The following is a 24,269-nucleotide window of genomic DNA, read 5'->3' as shown; positions in this document are numbered from 1 at the left end:
GGCGTTCGGACGTGGCCCGGGACCCAGGACACCTGAACCGCCTTGCGCGGTCCCTGAGTGGAATTAGGGCGTCGCTGGACGAGGGGCTGAGCCTCGGTGCACCGCATGTTTCTTTTCCGGGGAATTCTGTTCGGCGCACCGTTTTCGGGTGATGGTTTGACGGGTTGGGACACGCGGCTTCCGTACGCGGGCACCCGAAATCACGAACGCACGTCATTCGGCACGTCGTTCGGCACGTTTTTCGGCACGTTTTTCGGCACGTTATTTCGAGAGGACAATCGCCATGCCTCGACCTTCTCCCGCCCCGGCCGGGGCGGGACGGCTTGCCGGACCGGCGGATGTGCTGGGGCTGCGCCGGATGGCGGCGGGGCTGAACCTGCTGCGCCGTCCGCTGCCCTTTCTGTGCCGGCTGCGGCGCGAGTACGGTGCCGTGTGCGCGCTGCCCGCGTCCCGGCCGCGCACGCTGTTCGCGTTCGGTCCCGAGCAGGCGCGTCAGGTCCTGACCGGCGCGGGCTTCGTGTCGGACTCCTTCCGGCACCTGCGGCTGCCCGCGGGCTCCCCGATGATGCTGTTGACCAGCGGGCTCCTGCGGTTGAACGGCACGGTGCACCGGCGGCACCGCCAGGCCATGCAGCGGGCCTTCTCGCCGCGGTACGTCAACGCCTACAGCGATGCCATCGTGCGGTTCACCGACGAGATGCTCGACCGGTGGCGGCCCGGCGCGCAGGTGGTGCTGCACGAGGAGCTGGCGCGGCTGGTGACCCGGATCTCCCTGGCCACGATGGCCGGGCTGGAGGATCCGGTGGCCGCCGAGCGCCTCAACGACAAGATGGTGCGGCTGGCCGCGGCGGCCGGTCATCCGCTGACCGCGCTGGTGCAGGTGCCGCTGCCGGGCACGCCGTACGCGCGGATGACCCGGCTGGCGGCCGAGATCGAGGAGATCCTGCGCGCCCTGGTCGCCGACCGTCGCGCCGGCGGGGCGGGCGGTGACCTGCTGGGCAGGCTGGCGGGGCCAGAGGGGCAGGAGGGGGAGCGGCTCACCGATGACGAGCTGCTCGGCGAGGCGTACACGGCGTTGTGCCACGACAGTGTGGCCTCCTCGCTGTTGTGGACCCTGGTCCTGCTCGACCAGCACCGCCCGTGGTGGCGGCGGCTGCGCGAGGAGGTGGTCCAGGTCGCCGGGCAGGCGCCGCCGACGCCCGCGACGCTGGCCCGGATGCCGGTGCTCGGCCGGGTCGTGAAGGAGAGTCTGCGGCTGATGCCGCCGGCGTCGTTCGGTGTGCGCTACGCCGACGAGGGGGCCGAGGTGGACGGGTGTCCGGTGCCGCGCGGCGCGATGGCGGTGGTGAGCTCCTTCGTGACGCACCGCGACCCGGCGACGTTCCCGCAGCCGCTGCGTTTTCGCCCGGAGCGCTGGGAGGACGCCAGGCCCGCGCAGCACGAGTACTTCCCCTTCGGGCTGGGTCAGCACAACTGCATCGGCCGGAACCTGGCGCTCCTGGAGATGCAGCTGGTGCTGACCCGGATCATGCAGCGGGCGCCCGTCGTCCTTCCGGCCGGCACGGTCATCGACCCGGTCGTGCGTATCTCCACGGTCCCCGGCGGCACGGTGCGGGCCCTGGTCACGGCGCCGGGAGCCGAGGCGCCGGCCTGTGTCCCGATATCCGGTTCGCTCACCGAGCTGGTCGCCCTGCCGCGCTGACGGCGAAAGTGTTCCTCAAGTAATTCTCAAGTGGCTTGCCGGTATGGCCCGTTATGGTGACGGGCGGCGTAAGAAGTGCACAGCAGGAAATTCGACGCCCGTGCCACGAAAGGGTTTGGAGACCAATGCTCGCCAACCTGTCCGAAGACGTCACCGACGTTCTGCGACGAGTACGAGTCTGTGAGCTCGCCACGCTTTCCAAGGAGGGGCGCTCCGTCGCCTGGCCCCTGGCGTATCTGTGGAAGCCCGAGCAGAACGAGATCGTGCTGAGCACGGGGGTGGCCTATCCGCGCAAGCTGGAGCACATCCACCGCGACGACCGGGTCTCCCTGCTCTTCTCCGACTTCACCGGCAGCGGTCTGCCCTCCACCACGGCTCCGGTGCTCGTCCAGGGCCGCGCCACCGCGCCGGACGAGCTGCACACCGCCGAGGGCCTGGAGGACTTCTGGGCCGAACTGTTCCGCAGGCAGCCCGACTCGCTGCACGGCGTCCTGTCCCCCGAGAGCCGGGAGATGACGCCCAAGGGCTACTGGTGGCGGGTGCGGATCACCGTCACCCCCGAGCGGGTGTGGACCTTTTCGAAGAACGAGACGGGCGAGCAGATCCTGGAGCGTGTGGCATGACGGCGTGGTCCGAACTCGACAAGTACCTGCACCTGTTCAGCCGTCCGGTGCTCTCCTTCGCGGACCTCGACGGGTACCCGTTCAGCCTGCGGGTGCAGCCGCGCCAGGACCGGGAGTCCTCGGTGATGGTGCTCGCGCTGCCGGAGGGCACCCCGGCCGCGGAGGGGCCGGCGTGGCTGCTCTGGCACAGCCACGACGAACGGCTCGGCTCGATCCAGCTGCTGTCGGTCACCGGCCGCCTGGCCCGGCACGGCGAGGGCTGGGGGTTCACGCCCGAGCGGGTCATTCCCGGGCCCGGTCTGGGCTCGGAGGGCTGGGCGGGCGTCGCCGAGGCCATGGAGCGTGAGACCGCGCGCTACCTCAAGGCGCGCGGGCTCACGCCTCCGGAGTCGATCCAGTGGGACAGGCTGGAGGAGATCGCCCGGTCCGTGCTGAAGGAGAGCCAGGACTTCAGCCCCTGACCCCGGCCCCGGCCCCTGCCCTGGGCCTGGGCCTGGGCCCGGCCACGGCGGGGCGGGCAGCCCTCACGGGAGCGGCGGGCCCCCTTCATGTGATGGGCCCTGCGTCTTGGTGATGTGCCCTGCGTCGACAGCGCCGGAAAGGCGGAGCAAGCCATGGCAGACCCCGGACACGTGCGCACCTTCAACCGGATCGCGCCGCGCTACGACGCCAAGTTCGGCAAGGACTGCGTGGCCGCCCACGACCTGGTGCTCGGCTGGGCCCAGCAGGCCCGTCTCGCCCCGGACACCGTGCTCGACATCGGCTGCGGCACCGGGCAGCTGCTGTCCGCGGCCGCCGAGCGGTGGCCGGGCGCCCGCCTGCACGGCGTGGACCCGGCCGAGGCGATGCTCGCCATCGCCGGCAAGCGGCTGCCCGCCGCTTCGCTCCACGCCGGCCGCGCCGAGAGGCTGCCGCTGCCGGACGGCGGTGTCGACCTGGTGCTCAGCACCACCTCGTTCGGCCACTGGACGGACGCGGAGGCGGGGCTCAGGGAGGTGCGGCGGGTGCTGCGCCCGGGCGGATCCGTCCTGATCGCCGAGCACGCCCCGCCGGGAGCGCTGCTCACCGTGGTCCTGAAGGCTCTGGGCCGGCTGCCCCGGCTGTACGGCGCCGAGGAGATGCGGGCCCTGGTACGGCGGGCCGGCCTCTGCCCGCGCCGGGCGGAGACCCACCCGGGCGTCTTCGTCGTCACCCACGCCGTACGCCCCGTATGACCGCTGCGGCCCGACAGGCACCTTCAGGAGCGCCGATGTCCACGTCCCCGTCCGTCCTCGTGGTGGGAGCCGGGCCCACCGGTCTCACGCTTGCCGCGGAGCTGTGCGCGGCAGGCCTCACCTGCCATGTGATCGACAAGCGGCCGGCGGCGTCCGACCGCTCCCGGGCCTTCGGTCTGCTCCCGCGCACCCTCGAACTGCTCGACCTGCGGGGCCGCGCCGAGCCGTTCGTGGAGCGGGGGCTGCCGTGGGCGCACGCCGCCCTGGGCGACGGCAAGGGCTGGCTGGACTACGGCAGGGCCGACACCCCCTTCCCGTACATGCTGGTCATCCCGCAACACCGGACCGAGGAGCAGCTGCGCCGCTGGGCGGTGGAGCGCGGCGCCCGCATCAGGCGTGGTGTCGAACTGACCGGGCTGCGGCAGGACGCCGGCGGTGTGAGCGCCGACCTCACCACCGCGGAGGGCACCACGGTGCTGCACACGGACTTCGTGGTCGGCTGCGACGGGGCGCACAGCACGGTGCGGCGGCTGGCCGGTATCCGGTTCGAGGGGTCGGCCTATGAGAGTTCGCTGATCGTCGCCGACGTGCGGCTCGCCGTCGAGCCCGACCCGGTGGTGTACGCGCGCATGGGGCGGCGCGGCATGGTGGTCCTCTTCCCGTTCGGTGACGGCACGTTCCGGCTGATCGTCCTGGACCGTGAGCGGATGGCGGTGCCGGTGGACACGCCGGTGACGGTGGCGGAGCTGCGGGACAGCTGCCGGTCGGTCCTGGGCACCGACTTCGGTCTGCACGACCCTTTGTGGATGTCCCGGTTCCGCAGCGAGCAGCGGCTCAGCGAGCGTTACCGGCTGGGCCGGGTGCTGCTCGCCGGTGACGCCGCGCACACCCATATCCCCTCCGGCGGCCAGGGGTTGCAGACGGGTGTCCAGGACGCGCTGAACCTGGGCTGGAAGCTCGCGGCCCATCTGCGGGGCCGCTGTCCCGCGCATGTCCTGGACACCTACCAGCGCGAGCGCCGCCCCATCGCCCGTGCCACGCTGCGCACGACGGATCTGCTCTACCGCTTCGAGGTGTCCAGGTCGCCCGCCGCGCGCGTGGTGCGTTCGCTGAGCACCCGGCTGATGGGGCTGCCCCTGGTGCAGTCCGCGGTCGTCGATCAGTTGTCCGGTCTCACGCTGCGGTATCCGCCGCTGCCCGGCGCCGTTGACGGCCCGGTGCACCGGCTCGTGGGGCGCCGGCTGCCGGATGCGGCGCTGCGGCCGGCCGGGGCCGGCCCCGGGCCCGGGGCCGGGCGGCTGTACGAGCTGTTCCGGGAGGGCACGTTCGTCCTGCTCGACCAGTCCGCGGGAGGTGTCTGCGCGGGTGCCGCCCAGGGGTGGGCCGACCGGGTCACCGTCGTACGGGGCCGGGCGGAGCGCACCGATCTGGCCGAGGCGCTGCTCGTGCGGCCGGACGGGTACATCGCCTGGGCCGGTCACGGCGGTGGCACCGGGCAGCTGCGGCACAGCCTGCGGTACTGGTGCGGCCCGGCCCGCCCGGGCGGCGGCGCCCGGGCGGGCGCCGGCGCCCGCGGGGGGACGGCCCCCGCCTGAGGCGGCGGCGTGAGGACCCACCGGTGCGGTGCCCCTCGCCTTCGGGCCCGCTCGGCGAGCAAAGGCACGGGCCGGCCGGTATGGCCGGCCCGTGCCGGTCAGCGGACGGCTTCCTCGGCCGGGCCCGGCTTCGCGGAGCCGCCGTCGCCGGTGCCTGCGCCGTCCGGCTGCCCCGCCCGTTCGCGGGGCAGCGCCAGGACGCAGACGACCATGAGGACGGGCAGTGTGAGGGACCACAGGAAACCCGCCCGGAACCCGTCGGTCAGCGCCTGCGGGCCGCCGCCGGCGGCGACCGCGGCCACCACGGTGTTCAGGGCCGCGAGGAAGACGGCCGCACCGATCTGCTGCGAGGTGCCCAGGATCCCGGAGGCGAGCCCCTGGTCCTCGTCGGCGACGCCGGTGGTGCACAGGATCATCGCCGGGGTGAAGCTGAGCGCCGCGCCCAGGCCGCTGAACAGCAGCCCGGGAAGCACCTGCACCCAGTAGGAGCCGTCGACGGTGACCAGGCTGAGCAGCAGCGCCCCGATCACGAGGCAGAGCGCGGAGACATGCAGCAGCGTCCGCACGCCGAACCTCTTCACCAGCGGCTGGATCCGCATCGACACCACCAGGATCAGCGCGGTGACCGGGACGAACCCCAGGCCGGCCGTCATCGGGCTCAGGCCGAGCACCTGCTGCAGGTAGAGGGTGGTGAGGAACACCGAGACGGTGCCCACGCCGGAGGTGAGCATGCACACCAGGTTGCCGTAGGCCACGTACCGGTTGCGGAACATCGACAGGCGGACCACGGGGTGGGCGGCCCGGGATTCGTGGAGGGTGAAGGCCACCAGGACGAGCAGCCCGCCGGCGCCGGTGGCCAGGACACTGGTGTCCAGGGCGTGTTCGGCCGCCCGGGTCACCGCGGTCACCAGCAGGACGACGCCCGCGGTGAGCAGCGCCGCGCCCGGCAGGTCGATGCGTCCCTGGGCGCGGGGCCGGTCCTTGCGCACATACGCCGCCACGGCGACGATCACGGCGATGCCGATGGGCACGTTGATCAGGAAGATGGAGCGCCATCCGGCCAGGTCGGTGAGGACTCCGCCGAGCAGTTGTCCGGCGATCGCGCCGCCCGAGGAGACGGCCCCCCAGATGCCGAGCGCCTTGTTGCGGTCCTCGCCCTCGCCGAAGCTGGTGGTGACCAGGGTCAGCGCGGCCGGGGAGACGAGGGCGGCGCCGAATCCCTGTACGGCGCGGGCGACGAAGAGCAGGCCGCCGCCGGGGGCCAGGCCGCATGCGGCGGAGGCGAGAGCGAAGACGGCCAGGCCGGCCAGGAGGATGCGCTTGGGGCCGAAGAGGTCGGCCGCGCGGCCCGCGGCGACCAGGAAGCCGCCGAAGGCCAGGCCGTAGGCGGTGGAGACCCACTGGATGTCCGCCGTGGAGACGCCCAGTTGGGACTGGATCGAGGGCACGGCCACCGCGACGACGGCGAGGTCCAGGATCAGCATGAACTGAGCCATGCAGAGCAGTGCGAGGAGTATCTTGCCCGCACCGTTGCTCGTGCCGGCTCGTGGGTCGGCCATGTGTGTCACCTTCTTGGTCGGGTATCGGATTTCCACCGGGGGTCGTTCACCGGAGGGGCGTTCACCGGCTCCGGTGGCGCCAGTTGGGCCGGTCGCCGGTCACATCCGTGAAGCCGTGCTCCTCGGCGAGCTCCCAACTGGCGTACAGGTCTCCCGACCTGCCGGGTGCGTGCGGGTCGGCGGCCAGCCGCGCCGCAGGTGGCGCGGGCTCGCGGAGAACGCGAAGAGCGCGTCGGCGGCGATCGCCTCGCGCCGGTTCTCCTCGCTCACCCCGACGTGGTCGGGCATCGCCTGCGAGCGCGGGAGTCCCGGGGTGACGGCCACGGCCGCGACGTGGTGCCGTGCCAGTTCCGCGGCCTGGGCGCGGGCGAGCCGGACCACCGCGTGTTCGGCCGGGTCGCAGCAGAGGTCGTCGCGGTGGCCGTCGGTGCCGCCGGCCTCCTGGACCAGGGCCGCGGTCTCCTCGGTGGTCTCCGGGCGGCCCCTCTCGAAGGGGGTGCCCGGCACAGGTGCGGCCGGTGACGTACACGGTCGCGCCGGCTGCGCCGGGTCCGGTGGCGATGCCGCGGCCGCAGCCGCGTGGCCGTCGGCGACGACGGCCACGCGGCCTTTGAGCGGGTGCCTGGAGCTCACACGATCCCCTGTGCGAAGGAGAACAGGCGGTGCGGGTCGTAGGTGCGCTTGACGGTGGTGAGCCGCTCGTAGTTCTCGCCGTAGTAGGAGGACTTCCAGTCGGTGAGCGCGGGGTCGATGAAGTTCTGGTAGCTCTCCTTGTTGGAGAGCGGGTCGATGACCGCGAAGGCCTTGTCGTCCCAGGCGCGGGCGGCCGCCTCGTCCTCCGGGGTGGGGCTGGGGTCGGACAGCCCCACCGAGAAGCCGGTGTAGAACTCGGTGTCCCGGTGGACGTACGCCGCCGCGGTGCGCTCGACGTCGTTGGCGGCGCCGCCGAAGGCGAAGAGGCTGAGGTAGCGGAACTGCCCGGGGCGCCGGTCGGCGTAGAAGACGTTCAGCATGTCGTGCAGGCCCTGGTCGGGGACGGGGCCGGAGAACATCCGGTTGCGGTCGAGCGCGAAGTTCTCCCGGGGCAGTTTCGCCTCGGGGGTGTAGCCGACGGTGTGGCACTGCTGCGGTGTCAGGTCGGCGCAGCCGTACCAGGACATCATGGCGTCGCGGTAGGACAGTTCCTTGATGTCCCGGGTCGCGGGTGCCGAACCGGCCATGGAGATCAGCGAGTCGAGGACCGCCGGGAACCTGTCCGGCGCGCCCAGCCAGGCGCCGTAGACCATGAGGTCGACGGCGTCGCTGCCGGCGTCGGTCATCTGCAGGCCCAGGGCCGCCCCCAGTTCGCGGGGGCCGTCGATCACCCAGTTCTGCCAGGCGGCCATGAGCCGCTGGGCGGCGTCGGCCGGCCAGGTGAGCTGGAAGTTCACCATGGAGCGCACGTCGAACGCCCGCATCTCGTAGCGGGTGACGACACCGAAGTTGCCGCCGCCTCCGCCGCGCATCGCCCAGAACAGGTCGGGGTGCTCCTTGGGGGAGGCCCGCACGACGCGCCCGTCGGCGAGGACGACCTGCGCGGAGACGAGGGTGTCGCACGCCATGCCGTACTGGCGGGTCAGCCAGCCCAGGCCGCCGCCCTGCACGAAGCCGCCGGGGCACACCCCGGGACAGATGCCGCTGGCCACGGCGATGCCCTGGGGGGCGAGTTGCTGGAGGACGTCGACCTGCTGGGCGGCGGGGCCCACGTGGACGGTGCGCGTGCCGAGGCGGACCGTATCGAGGCGGGAGAGGTTGAGCACCAGGCCGTCGGAGACGGAGTAGCCGCCGAAGCTGTGGCCGCCGCTGCGGATCGTCGGCCGGATCGCGTGGTCCTGCGCGAACTTCAGGGCCGTGCGGACGTCCTCGGTGTTGTCCAGGTAGGCGACGGCCTGCGGTCTGACCCGGTCGTAGTAGCCGATGTAGATCTTGCGGGCGCGGTCGTAGTCCGCCTCCCCCGGCAGGACGACGTCCCCCGACAGGTGGCGCCGCAGCGCGTTCCAGTCGGGGCCCGCGGCGCGGCGGCGGCCGGACGGCGCGGCCCCCGCGGTGGGGGCGGACAGGGCACCGCCGAGTGCGGTGGCGGCGCCGGCGCCTATGCCCAGGCGGACGGCTCCTCTGCGGTTGATCATGGTTCTCCCCCGGTTGTCGGCTGTGGTGCGGAAAAGGGCGGTGCGGGTGGGACAGGCGGGGCGCAGGGCCGGTTGTGGGTTCCTCGCCGGCCGTCGGCCTTGAGCACCGTAACGGGCCGCGCGGGGCAAAACGCCGTTTTCCGCCCGGACTCGAGCGGTCGTCGAGCGGAAGTCCAGCGGGCCGCCGGATGCCTGCCCGGCGGGGGCGTCTCAGAGGGGGGCGGCGTCGTGGCCGTGCACCGGGTGTCCCAGGCGGTAGACGCCGCGCACCTCGGTCAGCGCCGCCATGTCCAGGACCGGGTCGGCCCCCAGGACGAGCAGATCGGCGTCGGCGCCCGGCGCGAGGCGTCCCTTGCGGCCCTGGACCCCGCAGGCCTCGGCCGCCTCGCCGGTGACCATGCGCAGCGCGGCGGCACCGTCGACGCCGAGCCGCACGGCATCGCGCACGCCCTCGACGAGTGCGTCGTGGGGCTTGGTCGGCCCGATCCCGGCGTCCGAGCCCAGGACGATCCGGGCGCCCGCCGCCCTCAGCGGCGGCAGCACCGTCGCCAGGCACTGGAGCATCTTCGCGGCCAGCGGCGGCGCGGCGGCCCGGTCCGCGCAGACGTCCCCGGCCGTCAGCGAGGCGAAGGTCCCGGCGCTCACGAGCGCGTCGATGACGGCGGCCCGCGGACGGAAGCGGTCGCCCGTCATGAACGAGACGTGTTCGACCGTCGCGAAGCCCGCGCGCGCCGCGTCGAGGATGGCGGCCGGGGCGTGCGCGTGCGCGGCCGTGTTCATTCCCAGAGCGTGCGCCTGTTCGGCCACGGCCCGCAGTTCGTCCGCGGTGAACTGCCGCAGGGAGGGGTCGCTGCCCGGGGTGACGCTGCCGCCGCTGGCCATCACCTTCACCGTGTGGCAGCCGCGGTCGAACCGCTCGCGCACCGCGCGCCGCAGCGCGTGCGCCCCCGCGGTGCCGCCGCCGAGGAAGTGGCAGTGGCCCCGGGGCGTGGTCAAGGGGGGCCCGGCGGCGAGCAGTTCGGGCAGTTCGTGCCGGCGGGGTGCGGCGGCGTCGCGTACCGCCACGACCGCGTAGTCGCGGTCGCCCAGGTCCCGGACGGTGGTGATGCCCGCCCGCAGGGCGCGGGCGGCGGCCGCCCGGACGTTGGCGTGCAGGGTGGCCTGCGGGTCCGCGGTGACGGCGGCGACGGCGTCGGGCCCGGCGTTCCAGCACAGATGGCTGTGGGCGTCGATGAGCCCGGGCAGCAGGAAGGAGCCGGGCCCCAGTTCATGGACGGCCGCGTCGCAGGGGGGAGCGGTGTTGGCCGTCTCGACGCCGGTGATGACCCCCTGCCGTATGAAGACGGTGCCCGGTCCGCGCACCCGGTCACCGTCGAAGATGTTCGCGGCCCGGACGGCGGTCAGGCGGCCGGGCTCGGCAGGGGCGGGTGGGTGCACGGTCGGCTCCGTCTTCTTCTCGCGTGCGGGCCGGGGCCCGGGGCCCGGTGGCGGACGCCGCGGCCGGGCCGCCGGCCCCGGGGGTGAGGGCCGGCGGCCGGCGGTCGCGGGGGGGGCTGGTTCCCCAAGTGAAGCGGGGTCCGCCCGGCAGGGCCACGGTCCCCCACCGGGGCTCGAGCGATCCTGGAGGGCACGGGGCGCACGGGGCGCACGGGGCGGGGGCGCGTCCGGCCGGCCAGGACACGGACGTCGGCCGGGCGGTGGCCGTGTCACCATCGGCCGGCGGTGGCCGCCGGCCCCGCTGCACCAGCGGTGCAGTTTCGCTCGGGGATCCGTCGAGCACGGCGCGGAATTCGCGGCGGATGTCCTCCTCTGTCCCGTGTGGGACCGCCTCCCCCCGGGGTGACGCACGTAGCGTGCCAGGCGACGCATGCCAGGGGAGGATCACATGGACAGCAGCACGATCGCGGTCGTCACCGGTGCGGCGCGCGGCATCGGCCGGGGCACGGCGCTCGTCCTCGGCGAGGCCGGCGCGACCGTCTACGTCACCGACCGGGAGTCCCGCGGGCGGCGCTACAGCGACCTGCCGGGAACCGTGGAGGACACGGCCGAGCAGGTGACGGCCCGTGGCGGCACGGGGATCGGGGTGGTCGTCGATCACGCCGACGACAAGGCGGTGGCCGCCCTGTTCGACCGGATCCGTGCCGAACAGGGCGGCATCGACCTCATGGTCGCCAACGCCTTCAACGGCAACGCGCTGCCCTTCGTGGGCGGGCCGTTCTGGACACTGCCGCTGGAACACTGGTCGAACATGGTCGACGTCGGTGTCCGCAGCCACATGGTCTCCGCCTGGCACGCCGCACCGCTGCTCATCGAGCGTCGCGGCCTGCTGGTCTTCACCGGCTACACCGATCCCGGCTCCGAGGTCCTGGGCGGGCACGTGTTCTACGACCTGGCGATGACGGCCGTGAGCCGGCTCGCCCGCACCGTCGCGCACGACCTGCGCCCGCACGGCGCCACGGCGCTGGCGCTCTCGCCGGGGTTCACCCGCACCGAGGCGGTCATGGCGGCGACCAGCGCGGACCGGATTCCGGCGGACACCGACTCGCTGGAATTCCCCGGCCGCGCAATCCACGCGCTGTTCGAGAGCGCGCACCTCGACCGGTACGCGGGGCGGACCGTTCCGGTCGCGGAACTCGCCTCGGCCTTCAAGCTCCGCGACATCGACGCCTAGGGGCTTCTGACGGAGCTCCGTGGAAGAAGGAGCGGCGGTCGGTGCGTGCTCCCGGCGTGCCGGGCGGAAGTCCTCGTAGCGGAGCTAGTCGGGCTTTCGTCCGGTGCGGCGAGAGTGCGTGCCGGGCGTCGCGACGCCGCGGAGATCCATCAGAAGCCCCCTAGCCGCCCGCACCGCGCTCCCGCGCGGTGCGGGTCCGGCGGCTCCACGGACGGTCAAGCCCGCCTCGACCGGCGCGGTCGTGACCGGACCGATACTGCCGATGTCCGTGCACCGTTCCGCCGTGCACGGCGACCACTTCGACCAGGGAGGGCCGCGGTGCCCCTGTTGACCCGTCCCCTGCCCCGTCCCCGAGCGCGGCGCAGACGCCTGGGCGCGCTCGTGGCCGCCGCCGGGCTCCTGTGCACGCTCCTGACGACGACTCAGGCGGGTGCGGCCCCCGGCCCCGGCACCACCGCGCCGTCCCCGGGCGGCGTCCCGGCTCCCGACGGGATCGTCCACTCGGCCAACATCGAACCCGTGGCCAGTCTCCCCAACCAGGCGCTGCCGGGCTTCAACACGGATATCGCCTTCCAGGGGAGGTACGCCTTCGCGGGCAACTTCGACGGTTTCCGGATCTTCGACATGAGCGTGCCCGCGTCCCCGAAGACCGTCGCCCAGGTCTTCTGCCCGGGCTGGCAGAACGACATATCCGTCTCAGGGAACCTGCTCTTCCTGTCCACCGACTCCTCGCGCAGCGACGACTCCTGCGCCAGCACCGAACAGCCGGAGACCGAGAAGTCCTCCTGGGAGGGCATGAAGGTCTTCGACATCAGCGACAAGGCGAACCCGAAGTACGTCGCCGCCGTCGAGACCCCCTGCGGCTCGCACACCCACACCCTGGTGCCCGAGCGCCGGAGCGTCTACATCTACGTCTCCTCCTACGGCCCCAGCGCCACCTACCCCGACTGCCGGCCGCCGCTCGACGGCATCTCGGTCATCAAGGTGCCGCGCGGCGCCCCGCACAAGGCCGCCGTGGTCGGCTTCCCGGTGCTCTTCCCCGGCGACGGACCGGACGGCGGCGGCAACCCGGGCGAGCCCACCCACCCGGGCGTCACCAAGACCACCGGCTGCCACGACATCACCGTGCTGCCCTCCGAGGACCTCGCGGCAGGCGCCTGCATGGGCGACGGCGTCCTCCTCGACATCGCCGACCCCGAGCGCCCCCGGGTCATCGACCAGGTCCAGGACAACGTCAACTTCGCGTTCTGGCACTCGGCGACCTTCAACCAGAAAGCCGACAAGGTCGTCTTCACCGACGAGCTGGGCGGCGGCGGCGCGGCCACCTGCAACGCGGAGATCGGACCCGACCGCGGCGCCGACGGCATCTACGACATCGTCGGCAAGGGCGACCGGCGCAAGCTCGTCTTCAGGAGCTACTACAAGATCCCGCGCCACCAGACGGCCACCGAGAACTGCGTCGCCCACAACGGCTCACTGATCCCGGTCAAGGGCAAGGACATCATGGTCCAGGCCTGGTACCAGGGCGGTGTCTCCGTCTGGGACTTCACCGACTCCGCCAGGCCCAGGGAGATCGCCTACTTCGAGCGCGGCCCGCTCACCACGGACGCCGTCGCATGGGGCGGCTCGTGGTCGGCGTACTACTACAACGGCCACATCTACTCGAGCGACCTGGTCAAGGGGCTCGACGTCCTGAAGATCAACGACAGGCGGACCGACCCCGCGCGGAAGATCCGGCTGCGCGAGCTCAACGTGCAGACCCAGCCGGACTACTTCGGCGCCGACGACTGACCGCGCACGGGGGCCGGCGCAAACGCGGCCGCGGGCACGGGTTCCGGCACGGACGCCCGGCCCTCGGCGCCGGGTGCCGGCGCCGAGGGCCGGGCGCTCACACGCCGCTGGCGGCGGGACGGTCGTCGCGGGGCGCGGCGGGCAGGCGGCGCGGGGACGTGCCGGCCCGGTACCGGGCCGGGCGGACGGTACCGGGCAGGACGCGTGCGGGCAGCGGTGGCGCTCCGCAGTCGGCGGCCAGGTGCCGGGCGCGCCGCAGGACCCCGCCGGCGGTGAAGTCGTCCCCCAGGTCGTGCAGGCAGTCCCCCAGGTCGGCCAGCGCACGGGCGAGCTCCGGGCGGTCGGCGCAGGCGCGCAGTTCGACGATCGCCCGGGCGAGCGTGGCCGGCCGCCGGGCCGGTTCCTCGGTGGCCGCCAGCAGACGCAAGGCGACGCCCCGGTACCTGGGGCCGAGGACGGCGGTGCGGGCGAGCTGTTCGCGGACCAGTTCCGCGGCCTGCCGGCAGCGGCCCAGCCCCAGCAGGGCCTCGGCCGCGTCGGTCCGCCAGGGAAGGTGCAAGAACAGGCCCGCGTCGGGACGGTTCACCCCTCCCCCGGTCCGCCGGAAGTCGGCGAGGGCCTCCGCGGGGCGCCGCACGGCCAGGCGGTGCCGGCCGCGGGCCCTGAGGTACGGCAGGGCGTACGCCGTGGACGGCAGCGGTCCGCGGGCGGCGTCGCGCAGTTGCCGGTCCGCCTCCTCGTACCGGCCCGTCTCGGTCAGTGTCTGCGCCAGGACCGCCGCCGGCCACAGCACCAGGGCACCGCCGGGCGGGGCGGCCCGTACCGCGGCGGCGGCCTCACGCTCGGCCCACCCGGCGTCGCCCAGGCACAGCAGGGACTCCGCGCGCAGCGCGCCGAACGCGGCCTGCCAGCCGGGTGTCCTGGCGTGCGGGGCACCCCCGAGCAGGTGTGCGCAGCGGTCGGCCGCCCGGCGCGGGTCGCCGGACAGCAGCAGGGCCTGGGCGTCCCGCAGCCGGGGCTCGGACAGCATCGGGCACGGCGGGAGCTGCGCGTGGAGGGCCATGGCGCCAAGTGAACCCCGGGCCCGTGGCAGGGGCCACGGATCTCGAGCGCGGCTCAAGCGGTCCTGCGGGCCCCGCCCCGCCCCGTCCCGCCCCGTCCGGTGCGGCCGGTCCAGTGCGGTGCGGTGCGGCGGGGTGCGGTGCCTGCCGTGCGCGCCGCCCGTGCCGATCCGGTGTCAGCGGGCGGCCGAGAGGGCGTGGGGACCGCGCAGGGCGCGGTGGATGTTCCGGTGGATCTCCAGGGTCGCGGCGGACCGGTTGAGAGTGATGTAGTGCAGGCCGGGAGCGCCCTCGGCCAGCAGCCGTTCGGCCATGGCGGTGGCGTGCTCGACGCCGACGCGGTGTCCGTCCGCCGGGTTGCCGCGGCAGGCGTCCAGCCTTCGGGCGAGGTCGTCGGGGAAGGTGGCGTGGGACAGTTCGGCGAACCGCGCGATCTGCCGGACGTCGGTCGCGGGCATGATCTCGGGGATGACCGGGGTGTCGCAGCCCGCCGCCGCGACCCGGTCGCGCAACCGCAGGTAGTCCTCCGCCCGGAAGAACATCTGGGTGACGGCGTAGTCGGCGCCCGCACGGCACTTGGCCACGAAGTGGCGGATGTCGGTGTCCCAGTCGGGCGAACGGGGGTGGCGCTCGGGGAAGGCGGCCACGCCCACGCTGAAGCCGCCCGACCTGCGCACCAGCGAGACCAGTTCGTGGGCGTGGGTGAAGCCCCCGGGATGCGGGACCCAGGGCGCGTTCGGGTCGCCCGGCGGGTCGCCGCGCAGTGCGAGCACGTCGCGCACGCCCGCGTCCGCGTACTGGCCGATGATGTGTCTCAGCTCGTCGGCGGAGTGGCCCACGGCGGTCAGGTGCGCCACGGGCCGCAGCGTGGTCTGGGCGGCGATGCGTTTGGTGACCTCGATCGTGCGCTCCCGCGAGGAGCCGCCGGCCCCGTAGGTGACCGAGACGAAGGTGGGGGCGAGCGGTTCGATCCGGCGGATCGCGTTCCACAGCGTCCGGGTCCCGGCGTGTGTCTTCGGCGGGAAGAACTCGAAGGAGACGGAGTGGGCGCCGCCCGCCAGGATCTCCCGCAGGGTGCTCAAGGCCGGCCCCCCGCGCTGAAATAGCCCGCCTCGGGGTGGTGGACCACGAGGGCGTCGGTGGACTGTTCGGGATGCAGCTGGAACTCCTGCGACAGGCGCACACCGATGCGTTCCGGCTGCAGCAGTTCAGCGATCTTGGCGCGGTCCTCCAGGTCGGGGCAGGCCGGGTAGCCCAGGGAGTAGCGGCACCCCTGGTACTCGGTGCGCAACAGGCCGTCCAGCGTGTGGGCGTCGCCGGCGGCGATACCGAGTTCGGCGCGCACCCGGGCGTGCCAGTACTCGGCGAGTGCCTCGGCCAGCTGCACGGACAGCCCGTGCAGTTCGAGGTAGTCGCGGTAGGCGTCGGCCTCGAAGAGCCTGGCGGTCTCCTCGCCGATGCGGGAGCCGACGGTGACGACCTGGAGGCCGACGACGTCCATCTCGCCGGACTCCTCGGGGCGGAAGAAGTCGGCCAGGCACAGCCGGCGGCCGCGGCGCTGGCGGGGGAAGGAGAAGCGGGTGCGTTCGTTGCCCTGCTCGTCCAGGATGATCAGGTCGTCGCCCTTGGAGACGCAGGGGAAGTAGCCGTGGACGACGGCCGCTTCCAGGAGGTTGCCGGTCTGGAGCCGGTCCAGCAGGCCGCGCAGGCGGGGCCGGCCCTCGGTCTCGACCAGCTCCTTGGTCAGGCCCCACTGGCCGCGGAACAGCGCGGTCTCGTCGAGCCAGGCCGCGTACTCCTTGAGCTGGATGCCCTTGACGACGCGGGTGCCCCGGAACGGGGGTGTGGGGACGGGGTTGTCGGTGGCCACGTCGGAGCGGACGTGCCCCTCCTCCGGGCGCTCCTCGACCGCGGTGGCCGTGGCCGTCGCCCGTACCCGGCGCTGCCTGAGCTCGGGCAGCTTCGCGCCCGGCACGCCCCGTTTGACGCCGATCAGGGCGTCCATCAGCCGCAGCCCCTCGAACGCGTCCCGGGCGTAGCGGACCTCGCCCTCGTAGATCTCGTGCAGGTCCTGCTCGACATAGGCGCGGGTCAGGGCGGCCCCGCCGAGGATGACCGGGTAGTCGGCGGCCAGCTTGCGCTGGTTGAGCTCCTGAAGGTTCTCCTTCATGATCACCGTGGACTTGACCAGCAGCCCGGACATCCCGATCACATCGGCCCGGTGCTCCTTGGCGGCGTCCAGGATCGCCGAGACCGGCTGCTTGATACCGAGATTGACCACCGTGTAGCCGTTGTTGGACAGAATGATGTCCACGAGGTTCTTGCCGATGTCATGGACGTCACCGCGCACCGTGGCCAGCACGATGGTGCCCTTGCCCTCGTCGTCGGTCTTCTCCATGTGCGGCTCCAGATGCGCCACCGCACTCTTCATGACCTCGGCGGACTGCAGCACGAACGGCAGCTGCATCTGGCCGGAGCCGAACAGCTCACCGACCACCTTCATCCCGTCCAGCAGCGTGTCGTTGACGATGTCCAGCGCCGGCCGCTCCCGCAGGGCCGCGTCCAGGTCGGCCTCCAGGCCGTTCTTCTCACCGTCGATGATGCGGCGCTTGAGACGCTCCTCCAGCGGCAGCGCCGCCAGCTCCTCGGCCTTGCCCGCCTTCAACGACCTGGCGGTGGCGCCCTCGAACAGCGCCATCAGCTTCTGCAGCGGGTCATACCCCTCGGCCCGCCGGTCATGGATGAGGTCCAGAGCGGTGGTGACCTCCTCCTCGCTGAAGCGGGCGATCGGCAGGATCTTCGAGGCGTGCACGATCGCCGAGTCCAGGCCCGCCTTCACACACTCGTCCAGGAAGACGGAGTTCAGCAGGATCCGCGCGGCCGGGTTCAGACCGAAGGAGATGTTCGACAGCCCCAGCGTGGTCTGCACCTGCGGATGGCGGCGCTTGAGCTCACGGATCGCCTCGATGGTGGCGATACCGTCCCCGCGGGACTCCTCCTGCCCGGTACAGATCGTGAAGGTCAGGGTGTCGATGAGGATGTCCGACTCGTGGATACCCCAGTTCCCGGTCAGATCCGCGATCAGCCGTTCGGCGATCTCGACCTTCTTCTGCGGGGTACGGGCCTGCCCCTCCTCGTCGATGGTCAGCGCGATCAGCGCCGCCCCGTGCTCCCGCGCCAGCTGCGTGACCTTCGCGAAGCGGGAGGCGGGGCCGTCACCGTCCTCGTAGTTGACGGAGTTGATGACCGCCCGCCCGCCCAGCTTCTCCAGCCCGGCCCTAATGACGGGCACCTCGGTGGAGTCCAAAACGATGGGCAGGGTCGAGGCGGTGGCGAACCGGCCGGCCAGCTCGGCCATGTCGGCCACACCGTCACGGCCCACATAATCCACACACAGGTCGAGCATGTGGGCGCCCTCACGGATCTGGTCGCGGGCCATCTCCACACAGTCGTCCCAGCGCGCCTCCAGCATCGCCTCACGGAACTTCTTCGACCCGTTGGCGTTCGTCCGCTCCCCGATCGCCATGTACGCGGTGTCCTGGCGGAAGGGCACGCTCTGGTAGAGGGAGGCGGCACCCGGCTCGGGACGCGCCTCGCGCGGGGCGGGCGTGAGGCCACGGACCCGCTCCACCACCTGCCGCAGATGCTCGGGCGTGGTCCCGCAGCAACCGCCGACCAGGGACAGACCGTACTCGCGGACGAAGTTCTCCTGGGCGTCGGCCAGGCCCTTGGGACCGAGGGGGAAGTGGGCGCCGTCCCTGGTCAGTACCGGCAGGCCGGCGTTGGGCATGCACAGCAGCGGGATGCGGGAGTGGCGGGCCAGATGGCGCAGGTGCTCGCTCATCTCGGCGGGGCCGGTCGAGCAGTTCAGGCCGATCATGTCGATGCCCAGCGGCTCCAGCGCGGTCAGCGCGGCGCCGATCTCCGAGCCCAGCAGCATGGTGCCGGTCGTCTCGAACGCCAGCGACACCAGCAGGGGAACCTGGGCGCCCGCCGCCCGCATCGCGCGGCGGGCGCCCAGGACGGCGGCCTTCGTCTGGAGCAGGTCCTGCGTGGTCTCCACGATCAGCGCGTCCGCGCCGCCGGCGAGCAGGCCCTCCGCGTTGGCCTGGAAACCGTCCCGGATCGTCGTGTACCCGATGTGGCCCAGGGTGGGCAGTTTGGTGCCCGGGCCGATGGAGCCCAGCACCCACCGCTGCCGGCCGTCGCGGGCGGTGTACTCGTCCGCCGTCTCGCGGGCGATCCGCGCCCCCGCCTCGGACAGTTCGTGCACACGATCGGGGATGTCGTACTCCGCCAGGGCCGCGTGGTTCGCGCCGAAGGTGTTGGTCTCCACGCAGTCCACACCCGCCTCGAAGTACGCGGCGTGCACCGAGCGCACGATGTCGGGGCGGGTGGCGTTGAGGACCTCGTTGCAGCCCTCCAGCTGCTGGAAGTCCTCCATGGTCGGGTCCTGCGCCTGCAGCATCGTGCCCATCGCGCCGTCGGCGACCACCACACGGGTGGCCAGCGCCTCGCGCAGGGCGTCCGTCCGGGTCGTGTTCACTACGCCTCCCTCGGGCTGGGGCGGCCGGCCGTTTCAGAGGCCGGCCGCGTCCTTCAGGTGCCGGGCGCGGTCGGTGCGCTCCCAGGTGAAGTCGGGCAGTTCGCGGCCGAAGTGGCCGTAGGCGGCGGTCCGCGTGTAGATCGGGCGCAGCAGGTCGAGGTCGCGGATGATGGCGGCCGGGCGCAGGTCGAAGACCTGGGCGATGGCGTCCTCGATACGGTTCTGGGGGACCTCGCCGGTGCCGAAGGTCTCCACGAACACGCTGACCGGTTCGGCCTTGCCGATCGCGTACGCCACCTGCACCTCGCAGCGCTCGGCCAGGCCCGCGGCCACGACGTTCTTGGCGACCCAGCGCATCGCGTAGGCGGCGGAGCGGTCGACCTTGGAGGGGTCCTTGCCGGAGAAGGCGCCGCCACCGTGGCGGGCCATGCCGCCGTAGGTGTCGATGATGATCTTGCGGCCGGTCAGGCCGGCGTCGCCCATGGGGCCGCCGATCTCGAAGCGTCCGGTCGGGTTGACCAGCAGGCGGTGGTCCTCGGTGTCCAGTTTGATGCCGTCCTCGGCCAGGCCGGCCAGCACGTGGTCGACGACGTGGCGGCGGATGTCCGGCGCGAGCAGTGTGTCGAGGTCGACGTCGGCGGCGTGCTGCGAGGAGACGACGACCGTGTCCAGGCGGACCGGGGTGTGGCCCCGGTACTCGAGGGTGACCTGGGTCTTGCCGTCGGGCCGCAGGTAGGGCACGGTGCCGTTCTTGCGCACCTCGGCCAGGCGGCGGGACAGCCGGTGGGCGAGCTCGATGGGCAGCGGCATCAGGGACGGTGTCTCGTCGGTGGCGTAGCCGAACATCAGGCCCTGGTCGCCGGCGCCCTGCCGGTCCAGTGCGTCGTCGGCGCCGGCCGTCCGGGCCTCGTAGGCGGTGTCGACGCCCTGGGCGATGTCGGGCGACTGGGCGCCGAGGGAGAGGGAGACGCCGCAGGAGGCGCCGTCGAAGCCCTTGGCGGAGGAGTCGTATCCGATGGACAGGACGGTGTCGCGGACGATCTGGGCGATCGGCGCGTAGGCCGTGGTGGTGACCTCTCCGGCGATGTGGACCTGGCCGGTCGTGATCAGTGTCTCGACGGCCACACGGGCGTGGGGGTCCTGGCGCAGCAGGGCGTCCAGGACGGCGTCGCTGATCTGGTCGGCGATCTTGTCGGGGTGGCCCTCGGTCACGGACTCCGAGGTGAACAGGCGACGGGACATGTCTCTCCAGGGGTGTAGGGGGGTCGCGTGACGGCCGGCCGGCCGTCCCTGGCTCATGGCGGCGCCGCCGGGGCCGGTCATCCGGTGCGTCCGGGGTGCCCGGCCTGGGCGGCGGCGGTTTCGAGCAGCCGGGCGAGGCGGTCCGCGCCGGTCGCGGCGCCGGTGAGCACCGTGAGCGGGGGCCGGCCGCCGGCCGCCGCGATACGCCGGGCGATCTCGTAGGCGGTGCTTCCGCCGCCGGAGAAGCCGCCCAGGACCAGGAGCCGGCCGGCGCGGGCCAGGGGGCGTAGCGCGGTGTACCGGGCGTGCGGCCCGCCGGGTACCGCGCGCAGCAGGATCACCGCTTCGGGGCCCTGGTAGGCGCGGGCGAGCCGGTCGTAGCGGGCGCGGGGGACGTGGGGGGTCTGGAGCAGGCAGACGGTGCCCGCCCGGGCGTCGGCGGCGGCCCGCAGCGGCAGCAGTGGGGGCTGCGCCTGGGCGTGTGGCCGGGTGTCCGCGCGGTGGGCGGCGCCGGTGGGTGGGGTGGGGGGTGACGCGGGCGTCGTGGTGGTGTCGGCGGCGGGCAGCAGCCGCAGCAGGTCGGCCACGGTCGTGGAGTCGTCGGCCACGTAGGGCAGTTCGCCCAGGAGCAGGGCGCTGTGGGTCAGGACGTCGGTGGCGTCGGCGATCCGGGAGCGGTCGTGGACGGCGGTCAGGACGAGCTGTTCGTCGCCGTCGTGGTGGGCGACGAGCGTGAGGGGGAAGGCCGTGGGGGTTCCCAGGGTCTCGGGGTGCTCCACGCGGATGCCGCGGGCGGCGAGGGCGGCGGTCAGGTCGTCCGGGTCGCGGAACCTGTTCTCGAAGACGAGGAGGGTGCCGTCCTCGGTGCCGGTGGGGCTGCGCGTGCCGTCCTCGGTGCCGGTGGGGCTGCGCGTGCCGTCCTCGGTGCCGGTGGGGCTGCGCGTGCCGTCCTCGGTGCCGGTGGGGCTGCGCGTGCCGTCCTCGGTGCCGGTGGGGCTGCGCGTGCCGTCCTCGGTGCCGGTGGGGCTGTGCGTACCGTCCTCGGTGCCGGTGGGGCTGTGCGTACCGTCCTCGGTGCCGGTGGGGCTGTGCGTACCGTCCTCGGTGCCGGTGGGGCTGTGCGTACCGTCCTCGGTGCCGGTGGGGCTGTGCGTACCGTCCTCGGTGCCGGTGGGGCTGTGCGTACCGTCCTCGGTGCCGGTGGGGCTGTGCGTACCGTCCTCGGTGCCGGTGGGGCTGTGCGTACCGTCCTCGGTGCCGGTGGGGCTGTGCGTACCGTTGGCCGCGTGGTGCTGCGGGGCCGTCCAGGAGCGGATCTGTCCCGGTGAGAGCCATTCATAGGCCGAGCGTTCCAGGATCCGGTCGCGCAGATCGCTGAGCAGCGTCGCCACGGTGGAGTGGGGGGCGACCTCGACGGACAGCGGCCAGGCGGTGCTCAGCGCGGCCGGCATGCGGGGGGCGCCCTCGAAGGGGATGCCGCGTCCGGAGGCGGTGACGCTGAACCGGACGGGGGCCGCGGCCCGGGCCCCGCCGGCCCGGTACAGCAGCAGGGACCAGACGGCTTGCAGTGCGCCGCTCTCGGTGCTGCCCCAGCGTGCCGCCCAGGCGGCGAGCCGCTCGGTCTGGGCGGCACTCAGGCGCAGCCGGGTGCGTCCGACGGGGCCGGCCGGGGCGGGGGCGGTGTGCCGGGCGGGCCAGGCGGCCGCGGTGCGCGGCGGTACGGCCCGCGTCCAGAAGTCCCTGGCCGGGGCGGTGTCCTGACGGCGCAGCCAGCGGACGTAGTCGCGCAGATCGGGGCGCCGTTCACCGCCGGGCAGGCGGCCGTCCGCCAGGTAGGCGCGGTAGAACGCCCGCAGCAGCAGGCGTGCGCTCCAGTCGTCGAGCAGGGCGTGGTGGTAGGTGAGCAGGACCCGGGCGGGCTCGGCGGGGGGCGTGGGGGCGGGAGCGCCGGCGAGGACGGTGACGCGCAGGGCGCCGGGCCGGCGCGGGTCGATGCCGCGCCGGCGGTCGTCCTCCAGTACGTCGGGCCAGCGGGCGGTGCCGTGCGGCAGCCACAGCACCTCGGCGTCGGTGTGCTCGTGCCGTACGAGGAGGGGTTCGCAGCTGTCGTCGAAGGCGGTGCGCAGCACGCTCTCGTGGTCGACGACCGACTGCCAGGCGGTGTGGAAGCGTTCGCTGTCCAGGGGGCCGTGCCAGGCCCAGGCGAGCTGGGCGAGGTGCCGGCCGGGGAGGGCGTCGGCGTCGGCGAGCAGCTCGCGCTGCAGCGGGGTGGGCACCAGGGTGGGGGCGGGCCGTGCGGGCGTGGAGCGGGTGAGCAGGTCGGCGAGCAGGCCGTAGGGGAAGGCGTCGCCCGGTGTGTGCACGTCGTCGGCGGCCAGCCGCAGCGCGTGGTGCTCGTGGCCGAGGCGGTCGATCCGGTGACGCCACACCGGCGCGTCGGGGTTGTCGGCGGCGAGGTGGTCCAGGGCGGCCTCGAGCCGGGCCGGGCCCAGCGGGCCGCGCAGTTCGAGGGCGGGGGTGTCGTAGGGGGGCCGGCCGAGGTCGACGACGACGGTCGTCATCTCCTCGGGCGGCGTGGATGAGGTGTGGTCGGCGGTCATCGGCTGTCCGGGGCGCGCACGTCCGCGTGGCCGCGCGTACGCCGCCCCTGGACGCGTACGGCTGTGTGCACGGCTTGTGCGGACGACTGCGGAGAACCCCCTGCCTCCCCTCTCTGCGAGCGCGCAACGAGTATGCGAAGGCCGGCCCATACGGGCCTGACACGGCGCTGACACGGCGGTGGTCCGGCGGTGGCCCCGCGGGTGCGGCGTGCCCGGCCGGGCACGGCGGGATGGCGCGGGTGCGGCCGGGCGGGAGCGGCGCGGGTGCCCTCCCCCAAGGCGACGGCGCGGGTGCCGTTTCGAAGGCGCGGCTCGTCCTGGGGTGGGCGGGAGCGGCGCAGGTGCCCTCCCCAAGGCGCGGCTCGTCCTGGCGGTGCGGCCAGGCGGGAGCGGCGCAGGTGCCCTCCCCAAGGCGCGGCTCGTCCTGGGGTGGGCGGGAGCGGCGCGTGCACCGGCCGCTCGCCGTTGGGCCGGGAACCGGCGGGCGCGTGCCCTCGCCTGTCGCCCCGGTCGGGGGCGGAATTACCGGCCCTGCGTGGCGGTGCCGTCCAGCCGGGGCGGGGCAGCCCGGCGCCCGGGGGCGAGAGAGAGGGGTCAGCGCCGGGGCGGGTCGTCGGGGTGCAGCAGGCCGGCGACGGCGCTTATGAAGCCCTCGTCGAGCATGGTGTGGGGGGCGGTGTCGCGGGAGGTGTCGAGGCCGGTGTCGTAGCAGGCCACGCTGATGAGGTAGCGGCCGAGCACGCGGTGGGTCGCGAACGCCCATTCGTCCCGGGCCGCGGGCCGGCCGTCGGGGGTGAGCAGGCCGTTGCCGCCCACGCCGAAGCCGAACTCGGTGAAACCGAGCCGCATTCCCTGTCCGAGGGCCTTGGTGTAGGCCTCCTTCAGGGTCCACAGCCGCAGCAGTTCGGCGGCTCGCCGGGCTTCGGGCAGTTGTTGCAGTTCGGCGCGCTCGGCGGGTGTGCACACGTGGCTGTGGAGCAGGTCGAACGACATGGGCCGTCCGGCGGGTTCGGCGTCCACGCCGATCCGTCCGTTGCGGCTGACGCCGACGGCGATCAGGTCGTCGGTGTGGGTGAGGCTCACGTCGATCTGGTCCAGGCCGCGCAGATAGGGGCGTCCCCCGATCTTGTAGGCCAGGTCGAGTGCGGCCGGCTGTGTGCCCAGCGCGGCGGCGGCCGTGAACTTCGTGGCCATGCGGGAGGCCACGAACCGCAGGCGCACGACCGGTTCGGTGGTATGCCGGTAGCGCTGCCAGTCGCGGCCGAGCAGGTGCCGCAGCGTGGGGTCGGTGACGGCGGCGGTGAGCCATTCGCCCCAGGTGGTGTACACCACGGCGCTGCCCCGCAGGTCCATGTCCTCGCGCACCCCGTGCCAGGGCCCGTCGGGGCCGCTGACGTGGACCGGTTCGGGGATGCGGGCGGCGCCGGTCGGCCGGGCCGCCGCGGCCGGTTCGGTGTGCGTCAACGGGTTCACCCTGGCTGCCCTTCCTGTTCCGCG

General features: G+C 73.5%; 17 protein-coding genes. 7 read left to right on the top strand and 10 right to left on the bottom strand.

Annotated features, from left to right (window positions below):
• Positions 1 to 283: 283 nt before the first annotated feature.
• The 5 genes from OG202_RS46040 to OG202_RS46020 all read left to right on the top strand — a co-directional run bounded on the left by OG202_RS46040 (position 284) and on the right by OG202_RS46020 (position 5,134).
• Entirely contained in the window at positions 284 to 1,702 is a 1,419-nt protein-coding gene (locus OG202_RS46040; protein ID WP_328222113.1) for a cytochrome P450, read from the top strand.
• Between the two features lie 125 nt (positions 1,703 to 1,827).
• Positions 1,828 to 2,325: a pyridoxamine 5'-phosphate oxidase family protein gene (locus tag OG202_RS46035; protein WP_326585323.1), complete on the top strand. Its 498-nt coding sequence runs from the start codon at positions 1,828 to 1,830 to the stop codon at positions 2,323 to 2,325.
• Positions 2,322 to 2,786 (top strand): hypothetical protein, encoded by a 465-nt coding sequence (locus OG202_RS46030; RefSeq protein ID WP_326585322.1) that lies wholly within the window; start codon positions 2,322 to 2,324, stop codon positions 2,784 to 2,786. The genes OG202_RS46035 and OG202_RS46030 overlap by 4 nt, the downstream gene beginning before the upstream one ends.
• Before the next feature lie 153 nt (positions 2,787 to 2,939).
• Entirely contained in the window at positions 2,940 to 3,539 is a 600-nt protein-coding gene (locus tag OG202_RS46025; protein WP_326585321.1) for a class I SAM-dependent methyltransferase, read from the top strand.
• Between the two features lie 35 nt (positions 3,540 to 3,574).
• On the top strand, positions 3,575 to 5,134 hold the full coding sequence (locus OG202_RS46020; RefSeq protein WP_327726221.1) for an FAD-dependent oxidoreductase: 1,560 nt from the start codon (positions 3,575 to 3,577) through the stop codon (positions 5,132 to 5,134).
• A gap of 98 nt (positions 5,135 to 5,232) precedes the next feature.
• Here OG202_RS46020 and OG202_RS46015 read toward each other — a convergent pair whose 3' ends face one another.
• From OG202_RS46015 to OG202_RS46000, 4 genes are all read right to left on the bottom strand, one after another.
• Complete coding sequence (locus OG202_RS46015) at positions 5,233 to 6,693, bottom strand: MFS transporter (protein ID WP_327726222.1); 1,461 nt, start codon at positions 6,691 to 6,693, stop codon at positions 5,233 to 5,235.
• 99 nt (positions 6,694 to 6,792) lie between these two features.
• A complete protein-coding gene (locus tag OG202_RS46010) occupies positions 6,793 to 7,326 on the bottom strand; it encodes a hypothetical protein (RefSeq protein ID WP_327726223.1) in 534 nt (177 codons plus the stop codon).
• Positions 7,323 to 8,861, bottom strand: a complete 1,539-nt coding sequence (locus OG202_RS46005) for an FAD-binding oxidoreductase (protein WP_326585317.1) — start codon at positions 8,859 to 8,861, stop codon at positions 7,323 to 7,325. Before OG202_RS46005 ends, OG202_RS46010 begins: the two co-directional genes overlap by 4 nt.
• A gap of 210 nt (positions 8,862 to 9,071) precedes the next feature.
• Positions 9,072 to 10,298 carry an amidohydrolase family protein gene (locus OG202_RS46000; protein WP_327726224.1) on the bottom strand — a complete coding sequence of 409 codons (1,227 nt, stop codon included), beginning with the start codon at positions 10,296 to 10,298 and terminating at the stop codon, positions 9,072 to 9,074.
• Positions 10,299 to 10,746: 448 nt separating this feature from the next.
• Here OG202_RS46000 and OG202_RS45995 point away from each other — a divergent pair, with 448 nt between their 5' ends.
• Both OG202_RS45995 and OG202_RS45990 read left to right on the top strand, forming a co-directional pair.
• A complete protein-coding gene (locus OG202_RS45995; protein WP_326585315.1) occupies positions 10,747 to 11,532 on the top strand; it encodes an SDR family oxidoreductase in 786 nt (261 codons plus the stop codon).
• 318 nt (positions 11,533 to 11,850) lie between these two features.
• Positions 11,851 to 13,323, top strand: coding sequence for an LVIVD repeat-containing protein (locus OG202_RS45990; RefSeq protein WP_405892099.1), 1,473 nt, complete (start codon positions 11,851 to 11,853; stop codon positions 13,321 to 13,323).
• Positions 13,324 to 13,420: 97 nt separating this feature from the next.
• On the opposite strand, the gene OG202_RS45985 is transcribed toward OG202_RS45990, so the two are convergent.
• From OG202_RS45985 to OG202_RS45960, 6 genes are all read right to left on the bottom strand, one after another.
• Positions 13,421 to 14,386 (bottom strand): hypothetical protein, encoded by a 966-nt coding sequence (locus OG202_RS45985; RefSeq protein WP_327726225.1) that lies wholly within the window; start codon positions 14,384 to 14,386, stop codon positions 13,421 to 13,423.
• Between the two features lie 174 nt (positions 14,387 to 14,560).
• Positions 14,561 to 15,466, bottom strand: coding sequence for a methylenetetrahydrofolate reductase [NAD(P)H] (gene metF / locus OG202_RS45980; protein ID WP_328222114.1), 906 nt, complete (start codon positions 15,464 to 15,466; stop codon positions 14,561 to 14,563).
• Positions 15,463 to 18,930 (bottom strand): methionine synthase, encoded by a 3,468-nt coding sequence (gene metH, locus OG202_RS45975; RefSeq protein ID WP_328222115.1) that lies wholly within the window; start codon positions 18,928 to 18,930, stop codon positions 15,463 to 15,465. The genes metF and metH overlap by 4 nt, the downstream gene beginning before the upstream one ends.
• Before the next feature lie 33 nt (positions 18,931 to 18,963).
• Positions 18,964 to 20,172: a methionine adenosyltransferase gene (gene metK / locus OG202_RS45970; RefSeq protein ID WP_326573073.1), complete on the bottom strand. Its 1,209-nt coding sequence runs from the start codon at positions 20,170 to 20,172 to the stop codon at positions 18,964 to 18,966.
• A 77-nt stretch (positions 20,173 to 20,249) separates the two neighbouring features.
• Entirely contained in the window at positions 20,250 to 22,772 is a 2,523-nt protein-coding gene (locus tag OG202_RS45965) for a condensation domain-containing protein (protein ID WP_328224634.1), read from the bottom strand.
• Between the two features lie 594 nt (positions 22,773 to 23,366).
• On the bottom strand, positions 23,367 to 24,236 hold the full coding sequence (locus OG202_RS45960; protein ID WP_327726229.1) for a 4'-phosphopantetheinyl transferase family protein: 870 nt from the start codon (positions 24,234 to 24,236) through the stop codon (positions 23,367 to 23,369).
• Positions 24,237 to 24,269: the final 33 nt, after the last annotated feature.

The sequence above is a fragment of the Streptomyces sp. NBC_00310 genome, assembly GCF_036208085.1.
In the GTDB taxonomy this organism is placed as follows: domain Bacteria; phylum Actinomycetota; class Actinomycetes; order Streptomycetales; family Streptomycetaceae; genus Streptomyces.
This window is presented reverse-complemented; position numbering and strand designations above follow the sequence as displayed.